Raw genomic sequence first — 13,723 nt, 5'->3', positions numbered from 1 at the left:
AGCAGATTCTGTCGTATTGAAGTTTTCCCTTTTAAAAAGGAGGAGATATTAGATTCTTGATAGTTATGAAAGCAGAGAGGTATATATAATAGAAAAGGCGTCATTTGACGCCTTTTCTATTATATTAAGATAAACACGATGTTATTATTTTACTATTACTATTGTCGCTTTAGTCCCGGTACGGATAATGTACGTATTCGGTTCTAATGAGAATGTTGCGCTTCCGGATACCTCTTTTTGAGCAACTTTACCTCCATTTAAGAGATAAATCTCGACAGTACCTGTATAACCTTGAACAAATACATTTCCGTTTGTACTATATACTTTTGCGCTTTCGATTGTTCCGTTATTTTCGATACCCTGTTCATAAACATCAGGAGTTACGATTGTCGCAACCGGATTGTTACCTTTTAAAGCGATGAACATTTCCGATGGAGCAACAGTTGCTGTTGACGGCTCTGATACTATATTGAACACTTGGGCTGTTTGATCGAACAGGTAATAGGTATCGGCAGTGATGAGATCTGTCAATTTTTGGGTAGCCAAAGTATTGTTCGGACAGATATTATAGCCTTCTGTAATCGTTAATTCACCACCTTTTATTGAACTGCCAGCTATGGAGATCAATTCTAATGCTGTAGCTTCATTATATGTTTTGAGCTTCATAATGCAGGCATTATTTACCGCACTTAAAGACTGAGGCTTATATTCACCGTTTTCGTTTGTATAAGTGTACCAGTCTGCTTCTGCAGGTACGGTTGTATTGTCTGTTATGGCATTTACAGTAGGAATAAATGGCAATCCGATTACATTCCATGCGTTTCCGTCGATTTGTTTAACATAACTTATCGTTCCTGAAACAGTCGCATTTCCGTTTATTTCCGAGCCGTTGGATAATTCCAAATTTCCGTCTATAGCTTGATTTACAGTAATCGCTTTTATCGGTTTTGAAATATCTGCATTTGCCAGTTTGTAAATATTTGCCTTATCTCCGTCGGTTACATTTAAATATATCCAGTTTCCGTCCATAGAGATGTTTACTTTTAATGAAGGATCGGCTGTATAAGTAAGGATATCGGTAGAAGTAATGTTCAAAGATTTGTAATTGAATACGTTCGGATCGAAAGTGATGGCATTCGCTTCACCTGATATAGCTAATTCATTTAGACGTAATCCTTCTTCTATCTTTTTGCCTTTAAAAGTTACAGGGATTTTTCCAAGACCGGTAGCATCTACATCGATTGTTGCGGTTGTAGTACCGTCTGCTTGAATTGTTCCTGAAACAGATACACTTGCTTGAATTAAGCCTCCCATCAGGCTTAGTGTAACCGGTTCTTTGCTGTTAATATCGTAGTTAGAGCCGTTTTCGGTCACTGAAATCTTATCTACGGTAATGTCTCCCAATGTTAATCCGATAAATGAGAAATTCTTTAATGTAAGTTGCAACTCGTTTAGGGCAGACTTTTCAATCGTTATTTGATCGGGAACCGTCATAATAGCGGGGTCGGAACCCATTACAGAGAGATCTATGTCGATAGAACCGTTATATATTCCGGCAAATTTTTCTACTTGAAGATCTTTAGCAAAAGTGAGTGTATATACATGCTTATTTTTAGGATTGATAGAAATATCGTTTCCTGATACTGTAATTGTTATGGTGTTCCCATTTGTCGATTGGGTTATCGATGCCCCTTTACCGTCCGATACGGCTTCTATTTGGTCCTCGGTAGGAATGACTCCGTCACCTATTATCGTATAATTATAGGTGTTTTTATCAAATCCGTCAACCGCTACGCCTCCGATTTTCAATGATTCTAATTTTGAATTGTAGATAAATTCGATGTCATCGGCATACAAGATATTACCGGCTTGGATTGCTTTGCGATCCCAATAATTGGCGGAAGAAATGATTATATTCATTTTTTCCGGGACTTCATCAAGATAATAATCTATGGGTACAGAGATTCGAGTCCAGTCGTTTATGGCTTCGGCAATATTGTATTCTCCTTTAGCTATTAATTGTGCATCTCCGCTTGTCGGTGTTTCTTTGCCTAAAATACATAAGTCCTTATTTTGAACTTCTGCTGTTGAAGAAGACGAAAAACTTCCTTTGGGATTGGTTTTTACGGTAGAAGTACAATTCCCTTTCCAAAAATAGGTGAGGATCAATGCATTTTCGGCAGCGGTTACCGTACGTTTGTAATGTCCGACAATGGAATCGGGGCGGAAAGAGAAATCGATACCTCCGACTGTTCCGCCATCACAAGCGTCAAGATCCATGACAGCATATACCCAGGGTACTCCTAATGTAATGTATGCCGGAGTGTTAGATCCTATAGAACTGACTCCTATATATTTGTTTTCCATTTTTACAGAGTAACCTGTTTCTTTGGTCCAGTCAGCATCGGGAGTAACAACAATTTCTTTTTTTTCCATCAATACCTTTTGATTGACATTGGAGGCTTCCCATCCTACAGGTTGTGTCCCGGGGCGTAAAAATTGACCCGGAAGAGCACCGTTCCCTATGGTATCGGTTATCCATTCTACATCAAAATCTCCTTTGATTTGTTGCGCTTGAACATTTATACATCCTGCAATTATACATGCGATTGCAAGCATCATTTTTCGAGTAAACTTATTCATAATTAATGTAATTAAGATTTGATGCAAAGATAGGTCAATAAATACGGAGCATGGTTTTGAATACATTTTTTAACTGAATAAAATATTTATAAACAAGTGATTTTGAAAGGAGTAAATTATTATGTAAATAGAGATAAATATCTGTCATTATAGGGGTTTCGAAAAAGTGATTCCGTTTTTGATGCAAAGAAGAAGATATGTTTGAAATCACAAATTTTTTTAATATTCGAGTTGGTGAATAAAATATTGAAACTCAATAAGATGAATAAAAGAACATTTGAAATTAAAAATAGACCAAAACAAGCAAAATGTAATATTTTCTTCTCTTTTTCTTTTGAGAGGAGAGACGAAAAACTTTCAGAAAAAATAGTGTAAATTGTAATCTCTACTTTGCAAAAAATCAATTTTTTCTTATCTTTGCCCCGTCTTACAGAACAATAGCGTGGAAGCATTCTTTAGAACACATAAATATCTGGTAGAGCATGTAAACTCTCCTGTAAAGAGAGAACTGATGCGGGAGATCGACTGGAGTCACCGGCTTATAGGTATCAAAGGCAGTCGGGGGGTCGGAAAGACTACGTTTTTGCTGCAATATGCTAAGGAAAATTTCGGTACCGATCGTTCTTGCCTTTATATCAATCTGAACCATCTTTATTTTACCGAACGGACATTAATCGATTTTGCCGATGAATTCAGAATAAAGGGAGGAAAAACTTTATTGATCGATCAGGTATTTAAATATCCCGGCTGGTCAGAAGAGTTGAGATATTGTTATGATCACTTTCCGGAGTTGAAGATTGTTTTTTCCGGTTCTTCTGTGATGCGGTTAAAAGAGGAAAATCCATTGCTTTCGGGTGTCGCGGATTCTTATAATCTGAGGGGATTTTCTTTTAGGGAATATTTAAACCTGATGGCGGGGACGGATTTCCCTTCGGTGAAGTTGGACGAGTTGTTATGCAATCATACGGTTATTGCATCGGAAATATGTAATAAGGTGAAACCTTTGGCATATTTTCAAGACTATCTGCATCACGGTTTTTATCCTTTTTTTCTGGAGAAGCGTAATTTCTCGGAAAATTTGATTAAAACGATGAATATGATGATGGAGGTAGATATCCTTTTCATCAAGCAGATAGAACTTACTTATTTACCGAAAGTGCGTAAGCTTTTATATTTGTTAGCCGTAAATGCACCTTCTGCTCCGAATGTGAGTCAGTTGAGCAAAGAGATACAGACGTCGAGGGCTACAGTCGTGAACTATATCAAATATCTGAAAGATGCCCGACTTATCAATATGTTGTATCCTGTTGATGAGGAATTTCCCAAAAAGCCGGCAATGGTATATATGCACAATACGAATCTGATGTACCCGATTCGTCCGGCTCAAGTAGAAGAGCAAGCGGTTCGGGAGACATTTTTTTATAATACCTTGCATAAGGATAACCGGTTGAATAAAGGTGAAAAGAATACGCATTTCCTTGTTAATCAGAAGTATAATTTTAAGATAGAGAGCGAAAACATACGGGGAAGAATAAATCCCGATATTTATTATACGATAGATCGTACCGAAATCGGCAGGGAGAATAAAATTCCGCTGTGGTTGTTCGGATTTTTATATTAATTTCAGTAATATTGTAATTGCATTTTTAAATTCTCAAATATATATTTAGAATATGACCAAACAAAAGAAAATGTTGACCTGTGATGGTAATCAAGCGGCTGCACATATCTCGTATATGTTCAGTGAAGTGGCTGCTATTTATCCTATCACACCCTCTTCAACCATGGCAGAATACGTGGATGAGTGGGCTGCTGCCGGAAGAAAAAATATCTTCGGCGAAACCGTATTAGTTCAAGAAATGCAATCGGAAGCCGGTGCAGCGGGTGCTGTACATGGTTCTTTACAGGCCGGAGCTTTGACTACGACCTATACTGCATCTCAGGGATTATTGTTGATGATCCCGAATATGTACAAAATTGCCGGAGAATTCCTTCCTTGTGTATTTCATGTTTCTGCCCGTACGTTGGCATCTCATGCACTTTGTATCTTCGGAGATCATCAAGATGTAATGTCGACCCGTCAGACCGGATTCGCTATGTTGGCAGAAGGTTCGGTTCAAGAGGTTATGGATCTTGCCGGAGTCGCTCACTTATCGACTATTAAAGCTCGTGTGCCTTTCGTCAACTTCTTTGACGGATTCCGTACTTCTCATGAGATACAGAAAATAGAAATGTTGGAAAATGAAGATCTTGCTCCGTTGATCGATCAAGAAGCTCTTCAAGAATTCCGTAACCGTGCCTTGAACCCCGAAAATCCGGTGGCTCGCGGTATGGCTGAAAATCCGGATACTTTCTTCCAACATCGGGAGTCATGTAATAACTATTACGAAGCTGTTCCGGCTATCGTAGAGGAATACATGAATGAAATTTCGAAAATTACCGGACGTAAATACGGTCTGTTCGATTATTACGGAGCTGAAGATGCCGACCGTGTGATTATCGCTATGGGATCTGTAACGGAAGCTGCCCGTGAAGCTATCGATTATCTGACAGCCAAAGGTGAAAAAGTAGGTTTGGTTTCGGTACACTTGTATCGTCCGTTCTCTGCAAAACATTTCTTGGCCGCTGTTCCTAAAACTGCAAAACGTATTGCCGTTCTGGATCGTACAAAAGAACCTGGCGCTACCGGAGAACCTTTATATCTGGATGTTAAAGATGTGTTCTACGGACAAGAAAATGCTCCTGAAATCGTAGGCGGACGCTATGGTTTGGGTTCTAAAGATACTACTCCGTCTCAGATATTGGCCGTATTTGAGAATCTTGCTTTGCCGATGCCGAAAAATAACTTTACTATCGGTATCGTTGATGATGTAACCTTTACATCTTTACCTCAAAAAGAAGAAATCGCCATGGGTGGCGAAGGTATGTTTGAAGCTAAGTTTTACGGATTGGGTGCAGACGGAACAGTCGGTGCTAACAAGAACTCCGTAAAAATTATCGGTGACAATACCGATAAGCATTGTCAGGCATACTTCTCTTATGACTCTAAGAAGTCGGGAGGTTTCACTTGTTCTCACCTTCGTTTCGGAGATAGCCCTATTCGTTCTACTTATTTGGTAAATACTCCGAATTTTGTCGCTTGTCATGTACAGGCTTATTTGCGTATGTATGATGTGACTCGCGGTCTTCGTGAGAACGGAACTTTCTTGTTGAATACGATCTGGAACGAGGAAGAACTGGCAAAGCATTTGCCGAATAAAGTAAAACGCTATTTCGCACAGAAAAATATAACTGTTTACTATATCAATGCGACACAAATCGCTCAGGAAATCGGTTTGGGTAATCGTACCAATACGATCCTGCAATCTGCTTTCTTCCGTATTACCGGTGTAATTCCTGTCGATCTGGCTATCGAACAGATGAAGAAGTTCATCGTAAAATCTTACGGTAAAAAAGGTGAAGATGTCGTAAACAAAAACTATGCTGCCGTTGACCGTGGCGGTGAATATAAACAACTCACCGTAGATCCTGCATGGGCGAATCTGCCGGATGATGAAGTACTGCCGAACAATGATCCGGCGTTCATCAACGAAGTTGTTCGTCCTATCAATGCACAAGATGGCGATCTGCTTCCTGTATCAGCATTTAAAGGTCTTGAAGACGGTACTTGGCATCAGGGGACAGCTAAATACGAGAAACGTGGTGTCGCAGCTTTTGTTCCGGTATGGACAGCTGAAAACTGTATACAGTGCAACAAATGTGCTTATGTTTGTCCTCACGCTTCTATCCGCCCGTTCGTTCTTGATGCGGCAGAACAATCAGGTGCGAATTTCCCGATGCTTAAAGCGGTGGGAAAAGCTTTTGACGGCATGACATTCCGCATGCAGGTAGATGTTCTCGACTGTTTGGGTTGTGGTAACTGTGTTGACGTATGTCCGGGTAATAAGAATGGTAAAGCTTTGGCTATGACCGATCTTGAATCTCAATTGCCTCAAGCTGCCAACTGGGAATATTGCGTTAATAACGTGAAGAGCAAACAACATCTTGTAGATATCAAAGCTAATGTGAAGAACTCACAGTTCGCTACTCCTCTCTTCGAATTCTCCGGTGCATGTTCGGGTTGCGGTGAAACTCCGTACGTGAAATTGATTTCTCAATTGTTCGGTGATCGTGAGATGGTTGCTAATGCAACAGGATGTTCTTCGATCTATTCAGGTTCTATCCCTTCGACTCCTTATACGACAAACGAAAAAGGTCACGGTCCGGCATGGGCGAACTCTTTGTTCGAGGATTTCTGTGAATTCGGTTTCGGTATGTATCTTGCCGTTGACAAAATGCGTGAACGTATCGTTAAGTTGATGAATCAGGCTATCGAAGGCGGTTGTCCCGAAGAAATGAAGACTTTGTTTACCGAATGGATCGCCGATAAGGAAAATACCGAACGTTCTATCGAACTGGAAGCTAAGATCACACCGATGGTAAAAGCTGCAGCCGATAAGTGTGAAATTTGTAAGGAGATCGCTTCATTGAGCAAATATCTCATCAAGAAATCTCAATGGATTATCGGTGGTGACGGTGCTTCTTATGATATCGGTTTCGGTGGGCTCGACCATGTTCTTGCATCCGGTAAGAATGTAAATATCCTCGTATTGGATACTGAAGTTTATTCGAATACGGGTGGTCAAGCTTCTAAAGCGACTCCGGTAGGAGCTATTGCTAAATTTGCCGCTGCCGGTAAACGTGTACGCAAGAAAGATCTCGGTTTGATCGCTTCTACTTACGGTTATGTATATTGCGCACAAATCGCTATGGGTGCTGATCAGGCTCAGACTCTGAAAGCTATTCGCGAAGCTGAAGCTTACGACGGACCTTCTATTATTATCGCTTATGCTCCGTGTATCAACCACGGCTTGAAGAAAGGTATGGGTAAAGCTCAGGCCGAAGAAGCTGCTGCTGTTGAATGCGGATATTGGCATTTGTGGCGTTATAATCCTATGCTCGAGGCAGAAGGCAAAAATCCGTTTACATTGGACAGCAAAGAACCGCAATGGGATAAATTCCAAGACTTCCTGAAGGGAGAAGTTCGTTACGCTTCTGTAATGAAACAATATCCGAACGAAGCTGCCGAATTATTCCAAGCTGCTCAGGATAATGCAAAATGGAGATATAATAACTATAAACGTCTTGCAAAACAGCAGTGGGGTGTTGAAGTAGAAGATTGATTTTCATCAATGTTATATTGAAAAAGGGAGAGCATTATGTTCTCCCTTTTTATTTTCGGTAATAAATTTATTTGAGTTCTTTATAAGAACGATAGCGGGCAATCTGAAAAATGAAAATGAGAAGCAGACCGGAAGAAAATACAGAAATGACCTGATGATATTTTCTTATCGAAAATTTTGAATAAGCTCTTGGTAGAAGACTATGTCGTTTAGAATATCTTGAACCTTTTTATTTTGGACGAGAGGCAGAAGATCCGAAATAATCTTTGGATAAAATAAGATTTGATATGTCCCAAGCTTTTATTTGATCAGGTATAAGAGGAGAGTCGCTATTTCCGTATATCGATTTTTTGTCCCAGTGTACGGCGCTGGATACGGGATATTGTAAAATGCTGTGTCCCATTCCTCTCCAGGAATAATTGTTCAAGCCCATGACATCGAGTAAAGTCGAGTATATGTCGATTTGTCCCATAATATTTTTATAATTTAGAGAAAGTGGGGCATTTAGAATAATCATCGCGGTTTCTCTATCAGATAGTTTTCTTTTTTTTCTGCCGTCTAAAACGTTTTTACCTAATTCATCATGATCGGAGACGATGACTATCGTTGAATTTTTATATAAATTGTTCTTTTTCAGAGAATCGATAAAAGAACCGATTGCCTGATCTGTGTAATGGAATGCCTCCATACAGTTTCTTACCGTAGGAGTAAATTGTTTGGACTCGGATATCCGGGTTTTGTTTATAGGAGTGTCGTAAGGCATGTGTGTCGAGGCGGTTACGATCTGACAGAAGAAGGGTTCGGGCAAATTTTTTATAATTCTAAAACTTTGTTGTATCAGAGATTTATCGCTGATACTGCCGCGTATCATATCGTCTTTTTCCAGACATTTTTTGTCATAAAGCGTGTCGAATGAGAAGGCTTTGGACATTTCTTTTTGATTCCAAAAGTTTCCGGCATCGCTGATAATATTGAGGCTATAATAACCATAAGGTTTTAGGGCATCGGCTAATGACGGAAAATGTTTTGTTTTGCAGGTTGTTGCCGCTGCTCCTGATTGCAGAGGTAGAATTCCCGTATTGATCATAAGATGTCCGTCGCTTGATCTGCCGTCTTTTACTTGGGGAAGAATATGCAAAGCCGAAATAACAGAATCTTCTTTTATAAAACGGTTTAGGTTGGGAGTTATTTCGATTCCGTCTATGGTTCTGTTTAATAGCCATGAATTGAGAGACTCGACGATAATGATGATCAGATTTTTTCGGGGATGATCAAGAATCGTATTGTGTATTTGTTTTTTTTCTTTTGACAAAATGAACCGGTCGATATAGTTTTTCTCTTCTGGTGTTATTTTTTTTGAAGTTGTTGTCGCTTTAGTTAAAGTATAAACAAAGTAAGGAACAAGTCCGTTTGCTTCGACATAGAATGACGGTCCGGAAGATGCAGTCCATCTTATCCAGGGAGACGGTCGGTTCGGATCTTTTATTATCGCAGCTTTTAATGGTGTTGCAAGATACCCGAAAGAACAAATTATGAATATCATTGCCCCGTAAGCGATACGTTTTGGGAGAGGTTCGTATGCTTCGGTATTGTTTTTATAAAATCCTAAGTACAAAAATAATAGTAGTATGGTGGGCAGAATGACCCATATATCTGCCGGATGAATAGATCCGATAATGCTTTTTATCAGCAACTCGGAAACATTGTCGAATAAAAAATAGGATGAAAAGGGCATCAGAGTCTGATATGTCCTGAAATACCATATTTGAGATAAACAAAATATATCCAAGAGAAATAATAAAATGAAAATTATCCATTTCCGTTTGTTCATGAGAAAAAAAGGAAGCATGAGCATGCACGCATCGAACAGGCTTCTGAATTTTCTGATTATTAATGTAAATGCAGATGTTTCGTTTTGCATTATGTTGTATTGCAATATCTCTATGGATATTGCAGCACAAATTGCGGTCAGAAAATAAAATAACAAAAGTCTAAAATTTATATTTTTGAAAAATTCAATGTTCATATTAGTTTATAAATCAATAAAATATAAATATATTATTAGATGTACTATAATATTATAGTATTAATTACGCACTAAAATTTATCTTTTTAAGTGGGATTAAGAGCCTGTTTAAATTTTCCAATAAAAAAGTACTATCAGGTCTTTTTTTGTGTTCTCTTCCGGTCTTTTCCCCTGTTTTCCCTTGTCAGATAGCCCGCTATCCTCCTCGTAAAAACAGAAAAACATACTCGGAAGAAATTCTCAAAACTGACCCGAATAAAGTTTAAACAGGCTCTAAATAGATATAACTATTCTGTGAATGTTGGCTTTATCTTTTGATTGTCCGTATATTTATACATAGACAATTTATTCTAATCTAAAGTGATGAAAAATCAACATTATTTTGGGCTTCAAAATTAATATAAAATGGGAATAGACACAACATCCTGTATAAGAAATGCTTGTGAATATATAATAAAAACCAGACACCCTGATGAATTATTCCATCAGGGTGTCTGGTCTTGAAGTTTTCCTTTTACTTAATTCTTAGCATATTCGATTACCCGAGTTTGTTTAGGCAAAGCTCTCGGTTCTATTGCCTGTTTTATATTATTAGCAGGATCGATGCTTGCTGTTGCGGCAAATACAACGATATTTTCGTTATCGGGTAGGATAATTTTGGACGCACCTTTCGGTATGTCTAATTCCAGACGATAGATATAGGTAAATTGATACGGTTCGTTGCGGAATACATATTGGTTAGAACCTTCAAGTCCTAATACCTGATGGTGGCGATGTGTGCCTACATGGGCGATAACACCGTCTTTTACATACCCTTCACTGAAATTCTGTAATCCCCATTGTGAATAGAAATCGCTATAGTATGGGATTTTCAGATCGACAGCTTGATCTCCTATACGGAATGTGGCTGTACGATCTTTGTCTGTTGCGGCAGCAAGTATATACACTTTGTCGTATGTTTTATCCTGAGGTATGTCGATTGTGTCGCCTTTACATTTAATTATATTGTTTATCCCGGCTTTTCCCATTTTGAAAGGTATCCCGTTTACCTCTAAGACTGCAGGTAATAATTCTGCAGCATAAGAGCATTTATTTCCATCTACATCAGCTATTTCGGCAAAATAGTCTGTCGATATGCCGTTTGCGTTATAACTCAAAGCAATACTTTTGCTCTCTGCCGATTGTAATTTGTGGTTCGGATCTTTCAGTTTCACAATAAAAGTTTTAGGCTGGAACTTACTGCAACTGATAGAAATCGAGTTCCCGGATACAGGTACATCTCCGACATTTTCTTCGATCCCGTTCACCTCACGAGCCCATTCTATATCTGTCGGGAAAGAAATATGTGCATCTTTCACTTCTTTTCCGGCTGTTTCATAAACCCGTAAGACGTATCCGTTCCCGTTTTCGGCTTTTTTCAGCATTTTGATGGCTACTTGAGGTGTATCTGAATTTACGAATGATATTGTTTTTCCTAATACGCCGTTATGTTTAGGTGCAATATAAGTTATTAACGGTTGATTCAACTCTTCAGCTTTTTGTATGATTCCTGCATTTTCGAGAGATTGAGTATGTCCTACTATGGAGTAAATGATCTGGTGGTGTCCGAAATCCATAGTTCTTTGATGAGCATATCGTTTGTCAGAACCCGGTGTGTGCAGCAAAGTCAGGCGAAGCGTATTATCGTCAGGCTTGTCCCAACCGTATTTGCAGTTGTTTAGAATTGAGACACCGTAAGATCCGTCTTTATCAGAAAGATCAGCCCAATGTTGTGCGTAAACCTCATAAGCAAGTTCTGTATTGTTGCCTCTTTTTATGTTTCCTAATCCTAAATCATAAGTAGCTTCTTTATTGGATACAGATAGCGGAAATTCGGCTTTTAATAATGAAGCCTTTGTTGCCCAGTCTATATCGGTAATGATGTCGATGCGATCATCAGCAGCACCTTCGGTGAGGCAAATGCGTTGAGTAAATTTACTGTCACCGTATTTACGTTCTACTTTCAGCACAGATCGTAAACCTCCATTTTCTTCTATTGTGATTTTGACATCTTCTTTTATGGATTCGGGTTCGGCATCCATTACGCTTTTAATGATTTCCCATGCCGGCCATTCGTTCGACATATTGTTTCGGAATAAAGCGAGACGTATAGCCTTTCCATTTTTAACAAGTTCTTTGCCGACTCTTTTGTCTATGATCGAAGATATATCGCCATTGGAGTTTAGAGTGACCTTGTAAATACTGTTTTCGATAGAGTTTGCAGTGGTTATCAGAGTTTTCGTATTTTTTTGTTTTCCGGATAAACGAATGTCGTATACGCTATAACTCACCGGATCGACATTTGCCGTGAATAAGATGTGGGCTTTTCCGTCGGTATATCCGAGTATTTGTGCGGGAGTTTCTTTTCCGTCGGGAGTGTAAACTTTTATACCTGAAGGAAATTTATCTGTGGGGATAAAGGCTTCGGCAATATTTTTACGGGCATAAGCAGCCGGATTATAGATTACGACCGGAATACCTTTGACTTTTGTGTTCATTCCTGAAATAACTGCACCGCTTGCCGTGTTCATCACCTGCATAAACTGAGTTTGGGAAAGAATCTCATCATTCCAAGAAAAAGGATATGCTTCCCGAATACTTGTTCCTGTAAGATCGTCATGAAATTGATGCCAAATGAAACGCTGCCAGCTTTCGGTCAAGGTTTTACTTTGATAAGGTAAAGCGCCGAGCCATTCGGCCATTACGGATGCCCGTTCTGCTGCATCTGCTAATTGTTCGTTTCTGCGATTGAATCGTTTCATTGCCGATTGGGAGGTGTAGCATCCCGAAGCATGTACGTCCATTAGCAATTCGCCGTCGAATACCGGTAACTCTTTTACTTTTCCGGAATGTAAATAGTCCTTGTATAGTTGGTCGGAAGATGCGCAGACAATTTCTATCGGTCCGTCTCCTGAAACTTGGGCTTTTTCTATTGCCATAGCGGAGACAGGCATTGCAGAACCCCCTCTGTCTCCGGCACCGAAATAGCGGTATGCCGTGCGCATAGGATCTCTTTCTACACTCTGTATCAGATCATTATCTTTTGTAAGATCATCGTCTTTAAAATTATGTACATAACTACCACAATCTAAAGCACATATCAGTTCTGCTCCGTCAATACCTTTCCAGCGTCCTATGGTGAAAGGTATTTTCGAGTCTCCGTAAAACGGTTTTTTGCGCCATCCCAATTTTTGAGTGGAGAAGCCTATGAGGCCGCAATGTTTGGCAATAGAAGGAAGAGTGTAACCGAAACCGAAACAGTCGGGTAAAAAAATGTCAGTCGATTTCAGTCCGAATTCTTTTTTATAAAATTCTTGTCCGAGCAATATGTTCCTGAAACTGGATTCGGGAGACGGAACATTTACATCATTGGCATCCCAAGAAGAACCGGATACATGCCATCTCCCGTTTTTTATAGCCTCTTTTACTTTTTCGTAGTCAAGGGGATAGTACTCTTTCATCCAGTTATATTTTACAGCTCCTTCAAAATTGAAAATATAATCGGGATAGTCGTGTATAAGCGCTAAGTTCTGATAAATGGTACGAGGAATATAATCTATGATCGATGTCCTCACAGTCCATAACCATTGGGTATCCAGATGTGCGTTGGAGACAACGTATGCCTTACCTGATTTTGGGGGCTGTGTAGCCGGAGTATTTCCGGCAATACTTACTAAACAGATTGCTAATATCCATTTTTTTGGTAGAAAGGAAATGCCCTTTTTGCGTGTTGGAAAAATTTTTTTCATAAGTGTGTAATTTATGTGTAGTTAGATGATGGCATATTATGACT

Annotated in this window: 6 protein-coding genes; 3 read left to right on the top strand and 3 right to left on the bottom strand. The window is 39.2% G+C overall.

Annotated features, from left to right (window positions below; genetic code table 11):
- Positions 1–144 precede the first annotated feature (144 nt).
- Entirely contained in the window at positions 145–2,643 is a 2,499-nt protein-coding gene (locus tag AC0UMU_RS04280; RefSeq protein WP_473979874.1) for a calycin-like domain-containing protein, read from the bottom strand.
- 442 nt (positions 2,644–3,085) lie between these two features.
- Here AC0UMU_RS04280 and AC0UMU_RS04275 point away from each other — a divergent pair, with 442 nt between their 5' ends.
- Together AC0UMU_RS04275 and nifJ are read left to right on the top strand one after the other, a co-directional pair.
- Positions 3,086–4,264 carry an ATP-binding protein gene (locus AC0UMU_RS04275; RefSeq protein ID WP_022602347.1) on the top strand — a complete coding sequence of 393 codons (1,179 nt, stop codon included), beginning with the start codon at positions 3,086–3,088 and terminating at the stop codon, positions 4,262–4,264.
- A 52-nt stretch (positions 4,265–4,316) separates the two neighbouring features.
- Entirely contained in the window at positions 4,317–7,865 is a 3,549-nt protein-coding gene (gene nifJ, locus AC0UMU_RS04270) for a pyruvate:ferredoxin (flavodoxin) oxidoreductase (protein ID WP_473979873.1), read from the top strand.
- Between the two features lie 229 nt (positions 7,866–8,094).
- Here nifJ and AC0UMU_RS04265 read toward each other — a convergent pair whose 3' ends face one another.
- On the bottom strand, positions 8,095–9,600 hold the full coding sequence (locus tag AC0UMU_RS04265; protein ID WP_278716474.1) for an LTA synthase family protein: 1,506 nt from the start codon (positions 9,598–9,600) through the stop codon (positions 8,095–8,097).
- Between the two features lie 67 nt (positions 9,601–9,667).
- Here AC0UMU_RS04265 and AC0UMU_RS04260 point away from each other — a divergent pair, with 67 nt between their 5' ends.
- Positions 9,668–9,844 carry a hypothetical protein gene (locus AC0UMU_RS04260; RefSeq protein ID WP_278716472.1) on the top strand — a complete coding sequence of 59 codons (177 nt, stop codon included), beginning with the start codon at positions 9,668–9,670 and terminating at the stop codon, positions 9,842–9,844.
- A 565-nt stretch (positions 9,845–10,409) separates the two neighbouring features.
- Here the strand turns inward: AC0UMU_RS04260 and AC0UMU_RS04255 are convergent.
- The gene (locus AC0UMU_RS04255; RefSeq protein ID WP_278716471.1) at positions 10,410–13,679 is read right to left on the bottom strand and encodes an alpha-mannosidase; all 3,270 of its coding nucleotides are present in this window, start codon (positions 13,677–13,679) and stop codon (positions 10,410–10,412) included.
- Between the last annotated feature and the right edge of the window lie 44 nt (positions 13,680–13,723).

It is taken from the genome of Coprobacter fastidiosus, assembly GCF_982245605.1.
This window is presented reverse-complemented; position numbering and strand designations above follow the sequence as displayed.